This is a genomic window from Acidovorax sp. 56 (assembly GCF_002749705.1).
Taxonomy (GTDB): Bacteria; Pseudomonadota; Gammaproteobacteria; order Burkholderiales; family Burkholderiaceae_C; genus Acidovorax.
The window spans coordinates 1,208,113-1,229,916 of record NZ_PEEV01000001.1 but is presented as its reverse complement, the minus strand read 5'-3'; the positions used below and the strand labels follow the sequence as shown (position 1 = coordinate 1,229,916).

Below are 21,804 nucleotides of genomic sequence, written 5' to 3'. Positions count from 1 at the left end.
GGTCAGGTGTGGGTGGGGGAAGGGCCTGGGGCAGGGCGCACGCACAGGCCATGCAGGATGTTGTCGATCTGCGTGCGGATGTACTGCTCGGGCTTGAAGTTCTCGTCGGGCAAAGAGCACGGGCCCATGGAGTTGTTCCACAGCATCAGGAACATCATGGGCGCCAGCACGATGTAGGTGCCGTAGTCCAGGTCCATCTCGCGGAACTCGCCGCGCTCCATGCCGCGCTGCAAAATGCGCCGGATGAGCGCACGGCCGGGCAAAATCACCTCTTGCTGGTAGAACTGCGCAATCTCCGGGAAGTTCTGGGCCTCGCTGAACATCAGCTTGGTGATGCCCGATGCCTTGGTGGCGCCAATACGCTCCCACCACACTTGGTAGCAGTAAGTCAGCACCTCGCTGGTGGTGCCAACAAAGGTCTCCAGCTCGGTGTTCCACTCGGCAAAGCGGCCTGCAATGTTTTCACGCACCACGGCTTTGAACAGCTCTTCCTTGCTGGGGAAGTACAAAAACAGCGTGCCTTTGGACACCCCGGCGCGGGCCGCCACCTCGTCCACGCGGGTAGCGGCAAAGCCTTTTTCGACGAACAAATCCAGCGCCGCCTCCAGCAATTCGCCAGGGCGCGCTTCTTTGCGTCGGCTGCGTTTGGGGGCAGCTTCGCTGGCGGTGGGGTCGTTCAAAGGGGTAGAGGACATTTTTTACTGACTGACTGGTTAGTAATGTAGCAATCGCCCCTGGTGCCGTCAATCTGGTTTCTCGCAGAGAGATCGTTGCAGGCCCCAGGGGTTATCGAGAGCGATAAATAATGGGCCCGACTACCGAGGAAACAAGCCATGACTTTGCAAACCATCACCCTGGGCGGGGGCTGCTTTTGGTGCACCGAAGCCGTGTTTGACCGTGTGCGCGGCATCACCGATGTGGAAAGCGGCTACACCAACGGCCACACCGTGAACCCCAGCTACGAGCAAATTTGCGAAGGCGACACCGGCCATGCCGAGGTGGTGCGCCTGACCTTCGATGCGGACGAGATCAGCCTCGAAGAGATTCTGGAAATCTTCTTTCACACCCACGACCCGACCACCCTCAATCGCCAGGGCAATGATGTGGGCACTCAGTACCGCAGCGGCATCTATTACGAGAGCCCGGCGCATGCAGAGATTGCCAACGCCATGCTCCGCCAGATGACCCAGGACAAGGTGTTTGCCGCCCCCATCACCACCGAGGTGAAGCCGTTGGACAACTACAGCACGGCCGAGCCCTACCACCAGGACTACTTTGCCAACCACCCCAACGCGGGCTACTGCGCCTTTGTGGTGGGCCCCAAGGTGGAGAAGTTTCGCAAGACGTTTGTGCGCTATCTGAAGGGGTGATCGCCAAGGGGCAATGGCCACGGGCGTGCTTTTTCCCGTTCAGGCCGGGGCTTTTGTGGCAGCTGTGTCGGTGCATAATGCAACCCAATTGCGTTAATGGGGTGCTGCATTGCCCCCAACCTTGTTCCCCATGCCCGTCTCCTCGTCCCCATTGCTGGCTCAGCCCACGGCCTGGGCCCTTCCTCCTGGCATGCGCGCCACCCGCGCGACGCGGGCCTTGGCGCTGCTGTATGCGGACCAGCCCCATGCGGCGTGGTCTGAAGCCGAAGTGGAGGCTGCACTGGCTGCAGCGGGTGCCCCGGTGAACCGGGTCACCGTCTATCGCATGCTCGACCGCTTTGCTGCCGCTGGCCTGCTGCTCAAGCAGGTGGATGCCGCCCGCGTGACGCGCTATGCGCTCGCGCCGCAGGGCGAAGAGGGCGCTGCCCCCCGTTTCGAATGTGACGATTGCCACCGCCAGTTCCGCCTGTCGCAAGGCGCGGCCCCGGTGCAGTCGGCTTTGCAAGAGGTGCTGCAGGCGCTGGCGTCTGCCGGGCACGAGGGGCTGGCGGTGGACATTGCCGTGCGCGGGCGCTGCGCGGGCTGCGCGCACCCAGGCGCTGGGGCCGCCGCATGATCCGCACCCGGGGCTTGGCCTACCGCTATGGCGCGGGGCCGCAGTTGCAGTTTGCCGATGTGGACCTGCCGCAGGGCGGCACCTTGCTGCTGCAGGGGCGGTCGGGCGCGGGCAAATCCACCTGGCTGGCCCTGGTGGCTGGGCTGCGGGGGGCCACGGGCGGTGATTTGTTTGTGGCGGGGATCCAGCTGGGCACGCAGCGCGGGGCCGAGCTGGACGCCTGGCGCGCGCGCAGCATTGGCTTTTTGCCGCAAAAACTGCACTTGAGCGGCGCCCTCACCGTGGCCGACAACCTGGCCCTGGCCTACTTTGCGGCGGGCCGCCCACGCGATGATGCGGCCATAGCCCAGGCGCTGGCCCAGGTAGGCGTGGCCGATCTGGCGGGGCGCAAGCCGCACCAGCTCTCGGGCGGGCAGGCGCAGCGCGTGGCCCTGGCCCGCGCCGTGCTGCTGCAGCCCGAGTTGCTGCTGGCCGACGAGCCTACGGCCAGCCTGGACGACGAAGCCGCCGCCGATGCCCTGGCCCTGCTGCAAAGCAGCGCCGCCACCTGCGGCGCCAGCCTGGTGATTGCCACCCACGACCAGCGTGTGGTGCAGGCCCTGGCCGGTGTGCCGCGCCTGCAGCGGCTGGACCTGAATGCGGGCACCGCTGTGGCCCCACAGGGCCAGGGTTTGAATGAAACGGGCACCCAGCGCCCACTGGATAAGCGGTAAAAGCTATGAAGAATATAGCAAAAACAGCCGCTTTGGCCTGGCGCTACCTGTGGTCGCGGCCGCTGGCTGCGGCGCTCAACCTGCTGCTGCTCACCCTGGGCTTGGCCGCCATCACGCTGGTGCTGCTGGTGTCCACCCAGCTCGACCAGGCCTTTGAGCGCGACCTGGACGGCATTGACCTGGTGGTGGGTGCCAAGGGCAGCCCGCTGCAGCTCATCCTGGCGGGGGTGTTTCACATCGACGTGCCCACGGGCAACATCCCTTTGCAAGAGGTGCAAGACCTGCAGAGCAACCCGCTGGTGTCCCAGGTGATACCGCTGAGCCTGGGCGACAGCTACCAGGGCTTTCGCATCGTGGGCACCACGCCCGACTACCCCGCCCACTACCGCGCCGAACTGGCCCAAGGCGCCCTGTGGCAGCAGCCCATGGACGCTGTGCTGGGCGCCACGGTGGCGCGCAGCGTCGTGCAGCCGGGGCGCGAAGGCGAGCCACTGGTGGGCGCTACGTTTGTTGGTACCCATGGCCTGGGCGCTGGGGGGCACGCGCATGGTGACCACCCCTACCGTGTCAGCGGCGTGCTGGCGCCCTGCGGCTGTGTGCTCGATCGGCTCATCCTCACCAGCACCGAATCGGTGTGGCTGGTGCACGAAACCGCCACCGCCGACGATCCCGAGGACCTGGAAATCCTGAAGCAAGAGCGCGAAGTGACCGTGGCCCTGGTGCGTTACCGCACGCCGCTGGCCGCCGTGTCGCTGCCGCGCGCCATCAACGCCAACACCTCCATGCAGGCTGCGGCACCGGCCATTGAAGTGACCCGCCTGCTGCGCCTGCTGGGCGTGGGGGCCGATGTGCTGCGCGCCTTTGGTGGCGTGCTGCTGGCCGTGGCGGCGCTCAGCGTGTTCATTGCGCTGTGGAACGCCGTGCGCGAGCGCCGCTTTGACCTGGCCATGCTGCGCATGCTGGGCGCCCCCCGGGCAGCGTGGCCGGGCTGGTGCTGTGCGAGGCACTGTGGCTGGCGGCCCTGGCCTGCGCCCTGGGCCTGTTGCTGGGCCACGGCCTGGCGCACGCGCTGGGCTGGGCGCTGCAGGCGCAGGGGCTGTTGCCGGTCACCGGGGCCCTGTGGCTGCCCGAAGAGGCCGGGGTGCCCCTGCTGGCGGGCCTGGTGGCTGCGCTGGCGGCCCTGTTGCCGGCCATGCAGGCTTACCGCACCGATGTGGCCGACCTGCTGGTGCAGCCTTGATCGTTATGTGTTTTGTTGTCCGTTGATCTCACCTGAAAGGAATCACCATGAAAAAACTGTGGACGGCTTTGTGCCTGGCCCCCTTGCTGCTGACCAGCGCTGCAGCCTTGGCCCAGGGCCACTCTGACAAGGAAACCAAGGAAGACATCGAGCGCCACCGCGCCATGGCCGTTGCGCACGAGGCCGCTGCCAAATGCCTGGAGGCTGGCAAAGGCGAAGCCCAGTGCATGAAAGACCTGCAAGCGGCGTGTAAAAACCTGGCCATCGGAAAATACTGCGGTATGAAGCACGCGCACTGATGGTTTGGGATGTCCTGCATAACGCCCTGCGGTCTGTGATAGCGCGGCCTCGGGCAGTCCGCTGCGTTGCTTTTCTTGCCAATAGCCCGGCTATTGGCTGCGAAAAGACGCCTTGCGGCCTATCCCGATCCGCACTACCACCGACTCGCGAGGGTTATGCAGGACATCCCTAGCCGCCCGATGTGCATCGCACCGTTTTGGTTTTGCGTTGATTGAAAGAACCCAGCCCATGGTCTGCCGAACTTCCCGCACTTCCCGCACTGGGGTCCCCATGGGCGCCCTCAACCGCCTGGATGCGCATAGCCCTGTTTGTGCGCTGGCCTGGCTAGTGGCGGCAGGTGTGTTGCTGCTGGGCGGGGTGTTGCCGGGGGCGGCGCAGGCGCAAGCCCCCGGTGCAGCGGGCGCGTCCGTGCTCAGCTCGCCTTTGCCCGCAGGCACCCACGGGCAGCCAGCGGTGGCGGGCTCGGGGCCGGGCTACCACAGCCCCAACAGCCCGATTGCACCGCTGCCCGTGCGGGGCGATGTGGTGCCCTGGTCCGTGTTGAGTGACCTGAAGAAAAACACCACCAAGACCGCCGTGCTGCCCGTCTTCAACGCCCAGCAGCAGGCCATGCACCAGACGGTGCAGCGCATCCAGGGCTTCATGGTGCCCATGGACGCCAAGCCCACGCAAAAGCACTTTTTGCTCACCTCTGTGCCGTTGACTTGCTCGTTCTGCATCCCGGGCAGGCCTGAAAGCATGGTGGAAGTCAAGGCCAAGACGCCTGTGCGATATTCGCTGGAGCCCGTGGTGGTGGAGGGCAAATTCAACGTGCTGCCCAACGACCCTTACGGGCTGTTCTACCGCATGGTGGAGGCCGAGCCCGTGAAGTGAGGGCAGGGCGCGCGCCCAGGCGCTGCCTTGGCCCACACTGTTTTGATGCTGTTTGTTTTTTGAGTTTGCCGACTTAGGAGACTGTCGGACTTGGAGCGTTGATCGCGAAAACCGAAGGTTTCACCAAAATTGGCCCCGCTGCGGTCCATTTGCAGCCGACGATTTCCAATTCCGATAGTCTCCCCAACCCGCTGCTGATTTCGCCCCTGCCCATGTCCAAGCCCCTGTTGCACCACCGCCCCCCTGCGCGCACCGCACTGCGCACGCGGGCCGGGGTGCGCGCCTGGAATGCGGCCTGGCTGGCCTGGTTGCTGCTGGCCCTGGTGCTGGTGCCCACCCTGGGCCGGGTGCACCAGGCCTTGCACTCCACCGTCCACCTCACCGCCCAGCTCCCTTTGCAGGTGGGTGGGGTGGCGCCAGCGGTTGGCACCGCCCTCCAGGCACACGCCCACACCAGCGCACAGGGCCTGCCCGCGCCCGTGGCATCCAAGGCCTTGGCGGCCCTGGTGCCCACCCACGCCAGCGGGGCAGACTGCCTGCTGCTGGACCAACTGGCCCTGGCCGATGTGCTGCTCGCCCCCGCATTGGGCGTGCCAGCCAGCCATGGCACCCATGCCGCCCCGGTGGGCTGGACGCAGCATGCGTTCGCACTGCACCGGGCGCTGTTCCAGGCCCGCGCGCCGCCTGCAGCCCTGCGGGCTTGACATACGCAGGCCCCAGTTGCGGGCTTGAGCCGCTGACCGTTGCGATCTGACCCGGTGGCCTTGGGCTGCCAGGGTGCGGGTGGCTTCTGCTGCGTGCGTTCGCTCCGCACATTCCCCCTGGCCTGTTGCTTCCCATCCCGTGCTGCGCCCTGCGTGGCGGCTTCGCTTTAGGTTGGTTGCTCCTGTTTTGATAGCTGCTTGCGCTTTATTGATAAGCGCTAGCGTGCATTTTTGTTCTATATCCCGCAGAGTGGGCTGGCCTGTGCCTGTCTGCCATGGCGCGCTGTGTGTTGCATGTGCTGCGCTGTGCGTGCTGCGGGGTGGTTGCGTTCGATTTTTCTGATTCCCAAGGTCTCCTCATGATTCACTCCACACTTGCCCCCCATCGCCTGGCCCTGCGCCCTGTGGCCCTGGCCGTTGCCCTGTTGGCCGTGGCTGGCACCGGGCTGGCCCAGGCCCAACAGGCCGTAGCGCCCGCTGCTGCGGCCGAAGCCAGCCTGCCTTCCGTCACCGTCTCTGCCAGCGGCCTGCAACTGGGCGCCAATGACATGACCACGCCCGTGACGGTGCTCGAAGGTGACGAGCTGGTGCGCCGCCGCGAGGCCACGCTGGGCGAGACGCTCAACAGCGAGCCTGGCATCACCAGCAGCCACTTTGGCGCCGGGGCCAGCCGCCCCATCATTCGCGGCATGGACGGCCCGCGTGTGCGCGTGCTCAGCGACGGTGCCGAGCTGCACGATGCCTCCACCATCAGCCCCGACCACGCCGTGGTGTCCGAGCCCATGCTGGCCACGCAGATCGAAGTGCTGCGCGGCCCGTCGGCCCTGGTGTATGGCAACGGCGCGGTGGGTGGCGTGGTCAATGTGCTCGATGGCAAGGTGCCCACGGCCATTCCGCAAAAGGGGTACGAAGGCAGCGCCGAGCTGCGTGCCAACACGGGCGCCCGTGAGGGGGCCGGCGCTTTCTCGCTCACGGGCGGTGCGGGCAACCTGGCGGTGCATGTGGAGGGCGTGGCGCGCGATGCGGGCGACTACCGCGTGGGCAAGGGCTGGGCGCCCGAGGGCGAGGCCACCCGCAAGGTGCCGGGCAGCTTCAACCGCACCGACACGGGCAGCGTGGGCTTGTCGTGGGTGGGCGAGCAGGGCTATCTGGGCGCTGCCTACACGCGCCAGACGGCCAACTACGGACTGCCGGGGCACAACCACAGCTTTGAGGGCTGTGGCGTGAATGGAAACCGGCTCGACTGCCCTGCACCCACTGGGCCCGCCGAAGTGCACGACCCGGCCGATGTGCCCGTGGTGGACCTGCGCAGCGAACGCTTTGACGTGCGCGGCGAGCTGCGCAACCCGTTCGCAGGCTTCTCGGCCCTGCGCCTGCGCGCGGGCGTGACCGACTATGTGCACGACGAAGTCGAAGACGGCGCCATCAGCACCACCTTCAAGAACAAGGCCTACGACACCCGCGTGGAGCTGCAGCACGAGCCCATTGCCGGGTTCAAGGGCGTGGTGGGCCTGCAGACCTCGCAGCGCAAGTTCAGCGCCGAAGGCGAAGAGGCTTACGTTGAGCCCACCGTCACTCGCAAGGTGGGCCTGTTTGTGCTGGAGGAATACCGCCTGGGCGACTGGCGCTTTGAAGGCGCACTGCGCCACGACCGCCAGACGGCCGAGGCGCAGACCACGGGCATTGAGCGCAGCCACAACGGCACCTCGGCATCGCTGGGCGCGGTGTGGCGCTTCACGCCCGGCTACCAGGTGGGCACCTCGTTCACCCGCGCCAGCCGCGCGCCGTCGGCTGAAGAGCTGTACGCCCGTGGCCTGCACATGGCCACCAGCACGTACGAGCGGGGCAACGCCGATCTGCGTTCGGAGACCTCGCAAAACATCGACGTGAGCCTGAAAAAGACCAGTGGCGACACCACCTTTGGCGTGAGCGTGTTCCACAACAAAATCAACAACTACATCTACGGCCGCACGCTCGATGCGCTGGATGGCCTGCAACTGCTGCAGTACAGCCAGGCCGACGCCACCTTCACCGGCATTGAGGGCCAGGTGCGCCAGGCCCTCACGCGCAACTTGGGGCTTACGCTGTTTGGCGACACCGTGCGCGCCAAGCTCGACGGCGGTGGCAACCTGCCGCGCATCCCGGCCACCCGTGCTGGTTTGCGGCTGGACGCCAATTGGGCGGCGTGGGAAGGCCAGGTGGAATGGGTGCAGGTGGCCCGCCAAAGCCGCGTGGCCGAGTTTGAAACGGCGACCCCCGGCTACGGCATGCTGAACCTGGGCGCCGCCTACAACGGCAAGCTGGCCAACGGCTCGCCCTGGCAGCTGTACGTCAAGGGCAACAACCTGACCGACCGCCTAGCCTATGCGCACACCTCGTTCATCAAGACCGCTGCGCCGCTGATGGGGCGCAGTGTGACGGTGGGGGTGAAGGTGGCCTTCTGAGGCAGTGCGGAGGCTTTTTAGCCAAATAGTCTGACACCTACCCCAGCCGTTCGGGCTGAGCTTGTCGAAGCCAGGGCACTCCTTTGAACGGCCCTTCGACAGGCTCAGGGCGAACGGGGCGGGTCTCAGGCATCTGCAAAACTCATGCAAAATAGCCTGCTAGCGCTTGGCGGCCTCAAATCTGAAGTGCAACACCCCTTTCAGAATTGAGGCCTCCATGAGCAAAAGAACCTACGAGCAGATCACAGAATCCGAGCGCCACGCCATAGCGCTGGGCCTGCAGCAAAAGCAAAGCCTGCGGGCCATTGCCAGGGCTCTAGGCCGCAGCCCCAGCACCATCAGCCGGGAGATCCTCCGCAATGCAGGAGGCCATGGCTACGTCAGCCGGTTTGCCCAACAGCGCTGCCGTATTCGCCGCATCCATAGCCGCCCCCAGCCCAAGCTACTGCGCCCAGGCATCTTGTTCAAGCAGGTGTGCGAGTATCTGCGCCAGCATTGGTCGCCCCAGCAAATTGCCGGACACCTGAAGAAACTTCATCCCAACGACAGGCGCCAGAGAGTGTCACACGAGAGCATTTACACCTGCATCTATGCCCAGCCCCGGGGAGAGCTCAAGAAGGAGTTGGTGGCCTGTCTGCGCATGGCTCACGCCAAGCGCTGGCCCCGCTCCAAAGGCGAGGACCGCCGAGGAGAAATCACCGATCTTGTGAGCATTCACGTGCGCCCTCCAGAGGTAGAGGATCGCCAGCTTCCCGGCCATTGGGAGGGAGACCTCATCAAGGGGGCCCACAACGCCAGCGCCATAGGAACCTTGGTCGAGCGCACCACGCGCTTAGTGGTGCTGGTCAAGCTGCCACACCCCAACCCGGCTACGGCCGCACATGTGCTCAAGGCATTCAGCGACAAACTCAATGCAATTGCCAGCCCGATGCGCCAGAGCCTGACCTACGACCGAGGCCGCGAGATGGCCGAGCACGCCAGACTCACCCAGAACACGGGCATGAAGGTGTACTTCTGTGACCCCTACAGCCCTTGGCAGCGGGGCAGCAACGAGAACACCAATGGGCTGCTGCGTCAGTACTTCCCCAAGGGTACGGAGCTCAGTGGCTACACCCAGGAGCAGCTTGATGCGGTGGCCGATGAACTCAACGGGCGGCCCAGGATGACCCTGGGCTACAGCACGCCCTTGGAGGTCTATGCCCAGCACCTGCATCGCTTGACTCAGCAGCCTGAGTCTGTGCACTGAGCAACAGCAATCAATGTTGCACTTGGACTTGAATCCGCCCTTATTCAATAAGCGCTAGCAGCTATAAAAAACGTAGCAAATGGCTCGGTGTCAGGCAGCACATAGGCCACGCCGGGCAGCTGCCCAAGGTAGGGCGCGATGTGCTGGCTGTAGAACGCATCGGGTGCGTTGATGCAGCCGTAGCTGATGCGCCGGTCGCGTGCACGCGGGCTGGCCAGGCGCTGCAGGCGCCGCTCGATGGCCGTGGCGCTGCGCACGCGGTGCAGCGATACCGCCGCGTCGTAGTCGATCCACACAATGTCTTCGCCTTGCAGGTTCTGGCCGGGCTCGGTCACAAACCGGCCTGCGGGCGTGGTGCGCTCGTGCGGGCGCACCTGGGCCACGGGGCGCTGCCCAATGCCGGGCACGCTGCGGTCGCCCGCTGCCAGCCCCAGCAGCACGGGCGCGCTGCCCAGCCACTGGGCGCGGCCTGAGAACACATGCGCGCAGGCCTCGGGCTTGTCGATCACCACAAAGGGCATGCCCGCGTTGTCTGCCGTGCCCGCCACCCAGCGCAGCAGTTGCCGTGCGGTGGCCGAGGCTTGCCACTCGCCATCGTCCGTGCCCTGCGCCGCACTGGCCCAGGCGCCAGGGGCGGCCAAGGCCAGGGCACCCGTGGCCCAGCGGCTCCATTGGCGGCGGGTGAGGGTGGTGGCGTGCTGTGCGTTGGGCGGGTGGCGAGCGGTGGTCACGTGGGGTGGGACAAAAGCGGTGCGTTGATTTTGCCGCGCCACAGGTAACAGCCCTCCACAAAAAAGCCCATGGCCTTGGAGGGCCATGGGCTGGTGCGGTGGGTTGCGGGGTGGCGGGTTGTCCCGCGCTTGGCCTCAGCCTCTCAGGCGCCGCGTGTGATGGGCACGCCCGCATCGCGGCCGTAGCTGCCGTACTTGCCCAGCTCCCACTTGGCAATGGCGTTGCGGTGCACTTCGTCCGGGCCGTCGGCAAAGCGCAGGGTGCGCGCACCGGCGTAGGCATAGGCCAGGGGGAAGTCGTCGCTCATGCCGCCGCCGCCGTGGGCCTGCATGGCCCAGTCGATCACCTGGCAGGCCATGCTGGGGGCCACCACCTTGATCATGGCGATCTCGGTCTTGGCCACCTTGTTGCCTGCCACGTCCATCAGCCAGGCGGCCTTCAGGGTCAGCAGGCGGGCCATGTCGATCTTGCAGCGGGCTTCGGCAATGCGCTCTTGCGTCACGGTTTGCTGCGCCACGGTCTTGCCAAAGGCCACGCGGCTGCTGGCGCGCTTGCACATCAGCTCCAGTGCACGCTCGGCCAGGCCAATGAGGCGCATGCAGTGGTGGATGCGCCCGGGGCCCAGGCGGCCTTGGGCAATTTCAAAGCCACGGCCTTCGCCCAGCAGGATGTTGGAGACGGGCACGCGCACGTTTTCAAACGTCATCTCCACGTGGCCGTGGGGTGCGTCGTCGTAGCCAAACACATTGAGTGGGCGAATGACGGTGATGCCCTTGGCGTCGGCCGGCACCAGCACCATGCTCTGCTGCGAGTGCCTGGGGGCCTCGGGGTCGGTCTTGCCCATCGTGATGTAGACGGCGCAGCGCGGATCGGCTGCGCCCGAAATCCACCATTTGCGGCCATTGATGACGTACTCATCACCCTGGCGCTCGATGCGCGTCTCGATGTTGGTGGCGTCGCTCGATGCCACGTCGGGTTCGGTCATGGCGAATGCTGAGCGGATCTTGCCTTCGAGCAGCGGCTTGAGCCAGCGCGCCTTGTTGGCTTCGTCGCCATAGCGGGCGATGGTTTCCATGTTGCCGGTGTCGGGCGCCGAGCAGTTGAACACCTCGCTGGCCCATGGCACGCGGCCCATGATTTCGGCCAGGGGCGCGTATTCCTGGTTGGTGAGGCCTGCCCCTGCGTAGCCCGAGGCCGCGGCGCTGTCCACTGGCAAAAACAGGTTCCACAGGCCTGCGGCCTGGGCCTTGGGCTTGAGGTTTTCGATGGTGTTCAGGGCCGACCAGCGCTTGCCTGCGGCGGTGTTGGCCAGCAGCTCGGCCTTGTAGGCCGCCTCGGCGGGGTAGATGTGCTCGTCCATGAACTGGAGCAGTTTGGCCTGCAGTTCCTTGGTCTTGGGGGAGTAGTCAAAGTCCATGGGGTTCTCCGTGAAAAATCGGTGGGTGTTGTTCTGTGCGGCGTGTTCAGCCGCGTTGGGCGAAGGACCAGGCCAGTTGCGCCATGGGGCGGGCCGTGTCGCCCGAGGCCTTGGCCTGCGCGCTGGAGGCGGTGCCCGCTTCGACCCGCTTGGCAATGCCTTGCAAGATGGCCGCGATGCGGAACATGTTGTAGGCCATGTAGAAGTTCCAGTCGGCCCGCAGCGCGTCGGGCGTGGCAATGCCGGTGCGCTCGCAGTAGCTGCGGATGTAGCTGTCTTCATCCGGGATGCCCAGGGCGGCCAGGTCTTGCCCCGCAATGCCGCGCCCCAGCGCTGCCGGGATGTGCCAGCTCATGCAGTGGTAGCTGAAGTCGGCCAGCGGGTGGCCCAGTGTGGACAGCTCCCAGTCCAGCACGGCCACCACGCGGGGCTCGGTGGGGTGGAACATGAGGTTGTCCAGCCGGAAGTCGCCATGCACGATGGAGACTTGGCTCTCATCCCGTGCGCTGGCAGGCATGTGCGCGGGCAGCCATTCCATCAGTCGGTCCATCTCTTCGATGGGCTGGGTGATGGAGGCCACGTATTGCTTGCTCCAGCGGCCAATCTGGCGGTCGAAGTAGTTGCCGGGCTTGCCGTAGCTGGCCAGGCCCCGGTCGGCAAACTTCACGGTGTGCAGCGCAGCAATCACGCGGTTCATCTCGTTGTAGATGGCGCCGCGCTCGGCGGGCGCCATGCCGGGCAAGGACTGGTCCCACAGCACGCGGCCCTGCATGCACTCCATCACGTAGAAGGCGCGGCCAATCACCGATTCGTCTTCGCACAGCACATGCATGCGGGGCACGGGCACATCGGTGCCTTGCAGGCCGCTCATCACCGCAAATTCGCGCTCCACGGCGTGGGCCGAAGGCAGCAGCTTGGCCACGGGCCCGGGTTTGGCACGCATCACGTAGCTTGCGCCGGGGGTGATGAGCTTGTAGGTGGGGTTGGATTGCCCGCCCTTGAACATCTCCACCGTGAGCGGTCCCGCAAAGCCCGGCATGTGGCGGCCGAGCCAGTCGGTGAGCGCGGCTGTGTCAAAGGCGTGCTGGTCAGACACGGGGCGTGTGCCCACGAAGTGGTCAAAGTTGCTCATGGGGGATGAGGGATGGAATGGGTTTGGGCATGGCTGCGCCTGCGCAGGGCTGTGCTTGCTGCGCGCTGGGGCGGTGGGGCGGCTGTTGCCGGGGTGTGTGTGGGTGGCTGCGTGCGCTGATGCGGCGCACGGCCTAGGAGCCTGTCTGACTTGGAGCGTTGATAGCGAAAATCGGCCCCAGCGAGGACAGTTTTTGCCGAATTTGCAGCTCCATAGCCGAGCTATGGGGCAAAAAGGCGGTGAAAAATGGACCGCTGCGGTCGATTTGCAGCCGACGATTTCCAAGTCGGACAGGCTCCTAGCTGCTGCAGCCCAGGCATTGCGGGGGCTGCGTGCTAGAGGAGTGGTGGGGCTCAGGTGTCGGTTTCCGCAATGCGCATCAGCGCCTCGCGGTTGCGCACCACCAGGCCACCGGGCTCGATGCGAATGGCGTCCTCGCGCTCCATGGACTTGAGCTCTTGGTTCACGCGCTGGCGCGATGCGCCCAGCAGCTGTGCCAATTCTTCCTGCGCCAGTTGCAGGCCGATGCGCATCTCGCTGCCATCTGACAGGCTGGGAGTGCCATAGCTGCGCACCAGATGCAGCAGCTGCTTGGCCAGCCGCGCACGCAGGGGCAGGGTGTTGAGGTCTTCCACCAGGCCGTACAGCTGGCGAATGCGGCGTGCATGCAGGCGCAGCATGGCTTCGTAGAACTCGGTGTGCGCAGCCAGGATTTTCTTGAAGTCGGCCTTGGCCACACACAGCACGGTGGTGTCGCCGTGTGCATAGGCATCGTGCGTGCGCCGGTCCCCATCGAAAATCGCCACGTCGCCAAACCAGATGCCGGGCTCCACATAGGTCAGCGTGATCTGCTTGCCCGAGATGGACGTGGAGCTGACCCGCACCGCCCCGCGCGCGCAGGCAATCCACTCCTCGGGCGGATCGCCCCGGGCGGCTATGAGGCCGCCGTCCTTGAAGCGTTTGACATAGGCGCATCGGAGGATGTCGTGTCGCAGTGAGGGTGAAAGGGATGAGAACCAGCGACCGGAATTGATCGCTTCACGTTCTTCGATAGTAAGAATCGGGTCGTCCATGGTCTGTCTTTTGGGTGACTGGTAACAGCTTCATTGTCGCGTGAGGGACCCGGGCCTTTGCCTGGGGTTGTCACCTGTGCGTCTGTGCCTGCAGGCACGGGTGTGGTGCTTGGCCCCTGGTGGAAACAAAAATGCCCTGGTCCTCAAGGACGCAGGGCATGCATGGTGTCACGGTGGGTGCTGCAGTAGCGGTGGGGCGCTCACTCGTAGCGCGGGCTGCGTTTTTCAAGAAACGCCGCAATGCCTTCACCCGCGTTGGCATGGTGCAGGTTTTTGACAAAGTGGTCGCGTTCGCTGTCGAGGTGCGTGCTCAGCGGCTGGTGGGGCGCATCGCTGACCAGCTCCTTGATGCTGGCAAGCACATTGGGCGCCCGTTGGTTGAGCCGCTCGGCCAACTGCAAGGCGGTGCCCAGGGCATCGCCGGGGTTGCTCAGGCGGTTGACCAGGCCCAGCGCGTGCAGCCGCTCGGCCGCGATCTTTTCGCCGCACATCAGCAGCTCGGTCGCCAGGGCGCGGGGCAGGGCGTGGGCCAGGCTCCAGCTGGCGCCCCCGTCGGGCGACAGGGCCACGTTGCTGTAGGCCATCAAAAACACCGCGTCGCGTGCGGCCACCACCATGTCGCAGGCCAGGGCCAGCGAAAAGCCCGCGCCGGCCGCCGCGCCTTCCACGGCCGCAATGATGGGCTTGGGGTAGGTGCGGATGGTCTCAATCCACTGGTGCAGGCCTTCAATGCTCTGGGCTTGCACCTCGGGGGGCTGCTGGCGGTTGGCTTGCAGGCGCTGCAGGTTGCCGCCCGAGCAGAACATGCCGCCCGCGCCGGTGATCACCACGCTGCGCACATCGGGGCTGCGCTCGGCCACATTCAGGGCCTCGATGCCCGCGGCATACATGGCGGGCTCAATGGCGTTGCGCAGCTCGGGGTTGCTCAGGGTCAGAACCAGCGTCTGGCCTTCGCTGGTGCTCAGCAGTTGGGCGGGCATGGGCTCAGCTTTCTTCGACGTGGGTCAGGCTCAGGCCAATGGCGCCCCGGCGGCGCAACCAGGGGCTGGGGCGGTAGCGGGTGTCCCCGTACACGGTCTGCATATTGAACAGCACCTCCAGGATATTGGTAGGGCCCCAGCGGTCGCCCATGGCCAATGGCCCCAGCGGGTAGCCCAGGCCCAGGGTCACGGCGGTTTCCAGGTCCTTGGGGGAGCAAATGCCTTGCTGGCAGATGTCTGCCGCGATGTTGACGATGGTGGCCACGACGCGCTGGGTGACAAAACCGCCGCTGTCGCGGATCACGCTCACGGGTTTGCCGTCGCGGGCAAACAGGGCGTGCGCGGCGTTGCGAATGTCCACGCGTGTGGCTGGGTTGGTGGCCAGCACGCGCCGCTTGGTGGCGGCTTCCTCCACCAGCATGTCGATGCCAATGGTGCGGGCTGGGTCCAGCCGCTCGACCACCGCCACGGTGGTCACGTCAAACCCCAGGGGGGCGACCAGGGTGATGGCCTGGGGCGAGGGCGATGCGCCGGTCTCGATGGTGGCACCCAGGTCCTTGAGCAATTGGTAAAGCTCCATGCGCCGCGAAGCCCGGGGCGATACCCACACCGGTGGAATGTCTTGCACCACCGGCACAGGGGGCTCTGCGGGCACCTGGGCCGCGCCATCTACATAGCGGTAAAAACCATCGCCCACCTTCTTGCCCAGCACACCGCCCGCCAGCCGCTGCGCGGTGATGACGCTGGGGCGAAAGCGCGGCTCTTCGTAATACTGGTGGTAAATGGATTCCATGACGGGGTGCGACACGTCCAGCGCCGTCAGGTCCATCAGCTCAAAAGGCCCGAGCTTGAAGCCCACCTGGTCGCGCAGGATGCGGTCGATGGTGGCGAAGTCGGCCACGCCCTCGCTGACGATGCGCAATGCCTCGGTGCCAAAGCCGCGCCCGGCGTGGTTGACGATGAAGCCCGGCGTGTCTTGGGCCTGCACGGGGGTGTGCCCCATTTCGCGGGCGTAGGCCGTGAGGGCCTGGCAAAGCGCAGGGGCGGTCTTGAGCCCGGCCACCACTTCCACCACTTTCATCAGTGGTACGGGGTTGAAGAAGTGAAAACCGGCCAGCCGCTCAGGCTGCTTCAGGCCAGCGGCAATGGCCGTGACCGACAGGGACGATGTGTTGGTGGCCCACACGGCGTGCGCGGGCAGTGTGCGTTCCAGCTCTGCGAACAGGGCTTGCTTGACGTCAAGGCGTTCCACCACGGCTTCGATGACCAGCTCACAGGCGGTCAAATCGGCCACGGTGTTGGCTATTTGCAACTGGTTGCCCCAGGCCTGGGCTTGCTCTGGCGTGATGCGGTCTTTGGCCACCAGCTTGCCCCATTGTTCTTGCAGGGCTTGCTTGGCTTTTTCGGCGGCGCCGGTTTGCGTGTCGAGCAACCAGACCTGGCTGCCGGCCTGGGCGGCGATTTGTGCAATGCCCCGGCCCATGGCCCCCGTGCCCACAATGGCGATGGTGGAAAATTGAATTTTCATAGCGCCATTATGGCTGTGGCCCTAGGCGCGCACTTATGTGCAAGAATGGGCTGCACCAAAAACAGAAATTATTGTGAAAATCCGTAACACCATTTTTGGAGCCGGTCTGTGGGTGGTTGCCGCCGGCGCCTCCGCGCTTTCGCTGGGCGCGAGCAGGGGCACTGTGGTGCTGGGTAATACGTTGGATTTGGCCTTTGATGTCAAGCCAGATGAGGGCTCAGACATCGCCACCTCGTGTGTGGTGGTCAGCGTCAAATCCGGTGACTCGCTGGTCAGCGAGTCCAAAGTGTTGGTGAGTCCCCTGGCATCCGGTGTGCGGGTGCAGGCGTTCACCGCCATCGATGAACCTGTGGTTCAAGTCACGCTGACGGCTGGCTGCACAGGCCGCACCACGCGCACCTATACGTTTTTGGCCGACCCGCCCAAAGCGGCGCAACGCATCATGGCTGCACCGGCGGCCGCGGCTGCTGCTACCGCCCCATTGCGGGATCGAACTCTATCCCCGCAAGACGCAGCCGTGATGGCTGCACGCGCCCCGGAAGTGGGTGGCTTGGAGCAAGGTGTTGCAGGTGGCCCGGCCGCTGCTTCCACTGCAGTGCCGCGTGCTTCGCAACGCACCGCGCAGGCCGTGCGCAAAGAGCCTCGCACAACCCCTGCGGTAACCGCTCCTGCCAAGCCTGCGGCAGCTGCCGCCAAAGAAGCCGCGCGTTCCCGCCTCGTCATGGAGCCGCTTGATATCTGGCTCGATTCGCCCGTGACCTTGCGTTCTACGCCTGAGTTGCCTCAGGCCCCGGCGTCCGAGGCCACACCGCAAAGAGAGCAGGCCGCAGCGCTGTGGCGCAGTTTGAACCCAGACCCGCAAAGCCAGGAGCAAGGCCAGGCCTCACAGCGCCAGCTGGAGTCGGAGCTGACCCAACTGCGCGCCAAGGCCACGCGCGACCAGGCCGCTTCGGCCGAGTTGCAGCGCCAGTTGCAAGAACTGGAGTCAGATCGTTTTCCCGCATGGGTGGTGTATGCCCTTGGGGCTGCCTTGGCGGCTGCGTTGGGCTTGGGTGGCTGGTTGTGGCGCCGCTCCGACCGCACGGCGACCAAGGCCGCGCGCTCGTGGCGTGAGTCGGTGGCCGTTAGCAACCGCAAATCGGACACCCATGAAGTGGTGGACTTGGACCCGCTGGAGCGGGTACAGGAGCACCCTGCAGACCGCTGGGGGCGGCCTATTCCTGGCGCGAAAGGCATGGCAGCCGCAGCCCCGGCTGCAGTCGATATCTTGCTGGAGCCTGAAGAAATTTCAGCGGAAGCGGCAGGGTTTGCCCCCAAACCTGTCGTTGCGACCCAGGCTTCCTCAGAGCCCGTCCTGCAGCACATCATCAACCCGGAAGAGCTGTTCGACATCCAGCAACAGGCCGAGTTCTTTGTTTCTGTGGGCGAGCACGACCAGGCGGTGGAAGTGCTGCGCCAGCACATTGCCGAGCATGAAAAAACCTCTCCGGTGGCCTACCTGGAGTTGCTGCGCCTGTACCGAACGCTGAGCCGGGCGGCAGACTTCAATGTGCTGCGCCAGAAGTTCATGCAGCACTTCAATGCGCAGGTGCCAGAGTTCGCTGCGTTTGACCGGGCTGGCAAATCGCTGGAGCAGTACCACGAGGCGTTGGCCGAAGTGGAAGCCGAGTGGAGTTCAGCCGCGGTGCTGGGTGTGCTGGAAAAGCACATGTTCTACAAGTCTGGCGACAAACGCAAAGCGCCGTTTGATTTGGCCGCTTTTGACGATTTGCTCTTGCTGCTGGCCATTGCGCAGACCACGCCCCCCAGCGTGCGGGGTGCACCGCCGCCGCGCAAGCGCACCACGCCCAAGGCGCAGTCTTTTGAGGCGGCCGCAGCCCATGCGTTGAGTGCCCTGACGCCACTGAGCCCGCTGGACACAACGCCCGATTTCCCCCTGGATTCTTTGGCCGCCGCGTTGGAGTTTGGTTTTGAGCCGCCGACACAGCCTGCGGCAGCGGGCGCCGAGATGCCTGATGGTCCGGCCACGGTGCCGACGCAAACGCAGGGTTTGGTCGATGAATTTGTGGACAGCGTGCCTGTGCCAGCCCCCGCCGCCAGCCGGGTGGCGGCCACCCCACCTGCATCGACTTTCACGTTGGACATTGACCTGTCCGAGCCGGTGCCTATCACCATCAGTGATTTGCCTCCGGTGCCTGTGACGCCACCGCCCCCTCCGGGCCAGCCGGTGGGTTTCGGCTCGTCCAACGACCTGATGGAGTTGAGCCTGGAGCTGGAGCCGCTGAATCCGCCCGGTAAAAAATAAGCAAACCCCGGCGTGCCATGGGCCGCCGGGTTGCAGAGGGCAAAGGCTTTACAGCCTCGCCTTCATTGCACGCGCAGTGCCGCCATCAGCGCGGTGGCCGCTTCTTCAGGCTGCGCCGCATTCACCAGCGCACGCACCACCGCGATAGAGCCCACGCCCGTGGCGCGCACGGCCCCAAACTGCTCTTGGCCAATGCCCCCAATGGCAACCTGCGGGTAATGCCGCAGCAGCCGGGCATAGGCCTGCAGCCGTCCCAGGCCCTGCGGTGCGGTGGCCATTTTCTTCAGCGTGGTAGGGAACACAGCGCCCATGGCGATGTAGCTGGGGCCCACGGCATCGGCGCGCACCATCTCGGCGTAGCCGTGGGTGCTGACGCCCAGGCGCACGCCTGAATCGCGCAGGGTGCGCAGCTCTTGCGGGGTCAGTGCGTCCAGGTCTTCCTGGCCCAGGTGCACGCCATAGGCGCCTGCGGCAATGGCTTCTTGCCAATGGTCGTTGATGAACAGCAGTGCCTGGGTGCCCGCCACGGCAGCGACGGCGTTGCGCACCTCGCGGGCAATGGCGTGGGCATCTTCAGATTTGTAGCGCAGTTGCACGGTGGGTACGCCTGCGCGGGCCATGCGGCCCACCCACTCGGCATCGGGCAGCACGGCGTACAAACCCAGCGCTTGCGGGCAGGCGGCAAAGGCCTGGGCGCGCGGCAGGGGCTGCAAGCCAAAGTCCTGCGGCTCGCAGGGCCAGCAGGCGGCGTCAAACTGGCCTGTGCGCTCAGTTTGGGCCTGCCAGGCGCGGGCCAGGCATTCGGCGTCGTGGGCGATGAAGCCCAGTTGGCTGCAGGCCTGCAGCGCTGCCAGGTAGGCCGGTGCGGTGCTGGTGGGGGCCGGGGGCTGCAAGGGCTCGAAGCCCGCAAAGGTGGCTGCGTGGTGGCTGGCGATGGCCTGTGCCATGCCCATGGTGTGGGGCTCAAGCATGGGTTGCATGGTGCCAGAAGGGCGTGCCCAGCACGGGGGTGCTGGGCTGGGCAGAGTCTTGCGCCGTCATCGCGCCTGCGCGGTGGGCTGTGCGGCCTGCCTGCACGGCATCGGCAAAAGCCCCGGCCATGGCCACAGGGTCTTGCGCCAGGGCCACGGCCGTGTTCAGCAGCACACCGTCGTAGCCCCATTCCATGACCTGGCAAGCGTGCGATGGCAGGCCCAGGCCTGCGTCCACCAGCAGCGGCACGCTCAACCGCTCGCGCAGCGTTTGCAGAGCGTAGGGGTTCACCGGCCCCCGGCCGGTGCCAATGGGCGCGGCCCAGGGCATCACAGCCTGGCAACCGACATCCACCAGGCGCTGGCACAGCACCAGGTCTTCGGTGCAGTAGGGCAACACCTGAAAGCCTTCCTTGATCAGGTGCTCGGCCGTGCTCACCAGGTTCAGCGTGTCGGGCTGCAGGGTGTAGTCGTCGCCGATCAGCTCCAGCTTGATCCAGGGGGTGCTGAACACCTCGCGGGCCATCTGCGCAGTGGTGATGGCCTCTTGGGCGCTGTGGCAGCCAGCGGTGTTGGGCAGCACGGGTACGCCCAGCTTGCGCAGCAACTCCCAAAAGCTGGCGCCACTCTCGGCCGTGTTGCTGCCTTGGCGGCGCAGCGAGGCCGTGACCATGGCGGGCTGGGCGCGCTCGACGGCAGCCTCCAGCACCGCAGGCGAGGGGTAGCGCGATGTGCCCAGCAGCAAGCGGCTGGTGAAGGTGTGGCCGTACAGAACCAGAGGGTCTTGGGAGGTGAGAGCTGTCATGGCTTGGTGGGGCGTCAGCCGCCCGTCACTGGGGAGATGATTTCCACGCGGTCGCCCGGTTGCAGTGGGTGGGCGGCGTAGCGTGTGTTAGGGACGAAGGTGGTGTTGACGGCGACCGCAAACGGCGGGCGGGCCGCGATGGCGGCCACCGCGTCGGCCACGGTGGCGCCGTCGGGCAGTTCATGCGGGTGGTTGTTGATGCAAATCTTCATGCCAATGCGCTGGCAGCCTGATCGGCCGGGGCAGACGTCCCCAGCAGTTCAAGCCGCAGATCAAAACGTTTTGAAAGCGCTGATTGTCCTGTGTTCAGGATCTCCATGGTCACATCCAGCATGGCGGGCGAGATCATGAACCCGTGGCGGTACATGCCGTTGACCTCCAGCACGCGGGGCTGGGGCTGGCGGATGGCGGGCAGGTTGTCGGGCAGGGTGGGGCGGCACTGGGTGCACAGCTCCAGCACGCGGGCCTCGGCAAAGCCCGGGTGCACGGCGTAGGCGGCACTCAGCAGCTCCAGAGTGGAGCGCACGCTGGCGGGGGACAGGTCGTCCGATTCGATCTCGGTCGCGCCGATCACAAAGATGTGGTCTTGCTTGGGCGCCAGGTAAATCGGGTAGCGGGGGTGCACCAGGCGGGTGGGGCGCTGCAGGGTGACATCGGGCGCATACAGGCGCACCACCTCGCCGCGCACGCCGCGCAGGGCCTTCCAGTCCTGGCGGGCGCCCAGGCCTCGGCAGTCCAGCAGCCAGTCGGGCTGGCCTGGGGTGCCGGGGGCAAAGGCCTCGGGCGCGCGGGGGGCGTTCCAGTGCATGGTCACGCCCAGGCGTGTCATTTCGGTGAGCAGGGCGGCCAGCAGTTGCCGGTTGTCGAGCTGCCCTTCGCCCGGCAGGTACAGGCCTTGGGCAAAGCGATCGGCCAGGGTGGGCTCAGATTGCGCCAGAGCCGCACTGTCGAGCTTTTGCATGGCAGGCAGCTCGGGGGTGGTGCGCTGGTTGGTCTCTAGCACGCGCGTCAGGCGCTGGGCTTCGGCGGCGTCTTGCCGGTGCCAGACGATCAGCGTGCCTGCCTGTTGAAAGAACACGGGCTCGGGCAGCGAGGCAATCAACTGCTGCCAGCGCGGCAGCGCGTAGTGGCCCATGCGCACCACGCCGGGCTCGGTGATGGCGGACTCGGCCAGCGGGGCCAGCATGGCGGCGGCGACGTTGGCGGCCGATTGCTCTGCCAGCGGGCTGCCCGCGTCGTAGATGTCCACCCGATGGCCCTGGCGTGCCAGCTCCACGGCGAGCAAGCGGCCCATGAGGCCGGCGCCCAGAATTACAAAGGATGAGGGGGAAAGTGACATAGGGGTCCGTCTGGCG

At 65.9% G+C, this 21,804-nt stretch carries 20 protein-coding genes and 1 pseudogene; 10 read left to right on the top strand and 11 right to left on the bottom strand.

The window, feature by feature from the left end; translation table 11 throughout:
• Positions 1 to 2: 2 nt before the first annotated feature.
• On the bottom strand, positions 3 to 695 hold the full coding sequence (locus CLU88_RS05345; RefSeq protein WP_099655703.1) for a TetR/AcrR family transcriptional regulator: 693 nt from the start codon (positions 693 to 695) through the stop codon (positions 3 to 5).
• Positions 696 to 833: 138 nt separating this feature from the next.
• On the opposite strand from CLU88_RS05345, the gene msrA reads away from it, so the two are divergent.
• The 9 genes and pseudogenes from msrA to CLU88_RS05300 all read left to right on the top strand — a co-directional run bounded on the left by msrA (position 834) and on the right by CLU88_RS05300 (position 9,506).
• Complete coding sequence (gene msrA / locus CLU88_RS05340) at positions 834 to 1,370, top strand: peptide-methionine (S)-S-oxide reductase MsrA (protein ID WP_099655702.1); 537 nt, start codon at positions 834 to 836, stop codon at positions 1,368 to 1,370.
• Positions 1,371 to 1,560: 190 nt separating this feature from the next.
• Entirely contained in the window at positions 1,561 to 1,986 is a 426-nt protein-coding gene (locus CLU88_RS05335) for a Fur family transcriptional regulator (protein ID WP_099655701.1), read from the top strand.
• A complete protein-coding gene (locus CLU88_RS05330; RefSeq protein WP_099655700.1) occupies positions 1,983 to 2,699 on the top strand; it encodes an ABC transporter ATP-binding protein in 717 nt (238 codons plus the stop codon). Before CLU88_RS05335 ends, CLU88_RS05330 begins: the two co-directional genes overlap by 4 nt.
• Before the next feature lie 5 nt (positions 2,700 to 2,704).
• A pseudogene (locus CLU88_RS05325) lies at positions 2,705 to 3,939 on the top strand (FtsX-like permease family protein).
• Positions 3,940 to 3,986: 47 nt separating this feature from the next.
• Complete coding sequence (locus CLU88_RS05320) at positions 3,987 to 4,238, top strand: hypothetical protein (protein WP_099655699.1); 252 nt, start codon at positions 3,987 to 3,989, stop codon at positions 4,236 to 4,238.
• Positions 4,239 to 4,509: 271 nt separating this feature from the next.
• Positions 4,510 to 5,112, top strand: a complete 603-nt coding sequence (locus tag CLU88_RS05315) for a DUF3299 domain-containing protein (protein WP_099655698.1) — start codon at positions 4,510 to 4,512, stop codon at positions 5,110 to 5,112.
• A gap of 212 nt (positions 5,113 to 5,324) precedes the next feature.
• The gene (locus tag CLU88_RS05310) at positions 5,325 to 5,816 is read left to right on the top strand and encodes a hypothetical protein (RefSeq protein ID WP_233205381.1); all 492 of its coding nucleotides are present in this window, start codon (positions 5,325 to 5,327) and stop codon (positions 5,814 to 5,816) included.
• A 359-nt stretch (positions 5,817 to 6,175) separates the two neighbouring features.
• A complete protein-coding gene (locus CLU88_RS05305) occupies positions 6,176 to 8,260 on the top strand; it encodes a TonB-dependent receptor (protein ID WP_099655697.1) in 2,085 nt (694 codons plus the stop codon).
• Positions 8,261 to 8,477: 217 nt separating this feature from the next.
• The gene (locus CLU88_RS05300; protein ID WP_099655696.1) at positions 8,478 to 9,506 is read left to right on the top strand and encodes an IS30 family transposase; all 1,029 of its coding nucleotides are present in this window, start codon (positions 8,478 to 8,480) and stop codon (positions 9,504 to 9,506) included.
• Between the two features lie 44 nt (positions 9,507 to 9,550).
• On the opposite strand, the gene CLU88_RS05295 is transcribed toward CLU88_RS05300, so the two are convergent.
• From CLU88_RS05295 to CLU88_RS05270, 6 genes are all read right to left on the bottom strand, one after another.
• Complete coding sequence (locus CLU88_RS05295) at positions 9,551 to 10,147, bottom strand: hypothetical protein (protein ID WP_099658668.1); 597 nt, start codon at positions 10,145 to 10,147, stop codon at positions 9,551 to 9,553.
• A 233-nt stretch (positions 10,148 to 10,380) separates the two neighbouring features.
• Complete coding sequence (locus tag CLU88_RS05290) at positions 10,381 to 11,655, bottom strand: acyl-CoA dehydrogenase family protein (protein ID WP_099655695.1); 1,275 nt, start codon at positions 11,653 to 11,655, stop codon at positions 10,381 to 10,383.
• A gap of 46 nt (positions 11,656 to 11,701) precedes the next feature.
• On the bottom strand, positions 11,702 to 12,787 hold the full coding sequence (locus tag CLU88_RS05285) for a phosphotransferase (RefSeq protein ID WP_099655694.1): 1,086 nt from the start codon (positions 12,785 to 12,787) through the stop codon (positions 11,702 to 11,704).
• Positions 12,788 to 13,140: 353 nt separating this feature from the next.
• Positions 13,141 to 13,860 carry a Crp/Fnr family transcriptional regulator gene (locus tag CLU88_RS05280; RefSeq protein ID WP_099655693.1) on the bottom strand — a complete coding sequence of 240 codons (720 nt, stop codon included), beginning with the start codon at positions 13,858 to 13,860 and terminating at the stop codon, positions 13,141 to 13,143.
• 200 nt (positions 13,861 to 14,060) lie between these two features.
• Positions 14,061 to 14,840 carry an oxepin-CoA hydrolase, alternative type gene (locus CLU88_RS05275; protein ID WP_099655692.1) on the bottom strand — a complete coding sequence of 260 codons (780 nt, stop codon included), beginning with the start codon at positions 14,838 to 14,840 and terminating at the stop codon, positions 14,061 to 14,063.
• A 4-nt stretch (positions 14,841 to 14,844) separates the two neighbouring features.
• On the bottom strand, positions 14,845 to 16,368 hold the full coding sequence (locus CLU88_RS05270; RefSeq protein WP_099655691.1) for a 3-hydroxyacyl-CoA dehydrogenase: 1,524 nt from the start codon (positions 16,366 to 16,368) through the stop codon (positions 14,845 to 14,847).
• A 166-nt stretch (positions 16,369 to 16,534) separates the two neighbouring features.
• On the opposite strand from CLU88_RS05270, the gene CLU88_RS05265 reads away from it, so the two are divergent.
• Positions 16,535 to 18,673 (top strand): hypothetical protein, encoded by a 2,139-nt coding sequence (locus tag CLU88_RS05265; RefSeq protein ID WP_233205379.1) that lies wholly within the window; start codon positions 16,535 to 16,537, stop codon positions 18,671 to 18,673.
• Between the two features lie 62 nt (positions 18,674 to 18,735).
• Here CLU88_RS05265 and CLU88_RS05260 read toward each other — a convergent pair whose 3' ends face one another.
• The 4 genes from CLU88_RS05260 to CLU88_RS05245 are packed head-to-tail and all read right to left on the bottom strand — an operon-like array spanning position 18,736 to position 21,788.
• On the bottom strand, positions 18,736 to 19,644 hold the full coding sequence (locus CLU88_RS05260) for a thiamine phosphate synthase (RefSeq protein ID WP_099655690.1): 909 nt from the start codon (positions 19,642 to 19,644) through the stop codon (positions 18,736 to 18,738).
• A complete protein-coding gene (locus tag CLU88_RS05255) occupies positions 19,637 to 20,449 on the bottom strand; it encodes a thiazole synthase (protein ID WP_099655689.1) in 813 nt (270 codons plus the stop codon). The genes CLU88_RS05260 and CLU88_RS05255 overlap by 8 nt, the downstream gene beginning before the upstream one ends.
• Positions 20,450 to 20,463: 14 nt before the next feature.
• Positions 20,464 to 20,661 (bottom strand): sulfur carrier protein ThiS, encoded by a 198-nt coding sequence (thiS, locus tag CLU88_RS05250; protein ID WP_099655688.1) that lies wholly within the window; start codon positions 20,659 to 20,661, stop codon positions 20,464 to 20,466.
• Complete coding sequence (locus CLU88_RS05245; RefSeq protein ID WP_099655687.1) at positions 20,658 to 21,788, bottom strand: FAD-dependent oxidoreductase; 1,131 nt, start codon at positions 21,786 to 21,788, stop codon at positions 20,658 to 20,660. The genes thiS and CLU88_RS05245 overlap by 4 nt, the downstream gene beginning before the upstream one ends.
• Between the last annotated feature and the right edge of the window lie 16 nt (positions 21,789 to 21,804).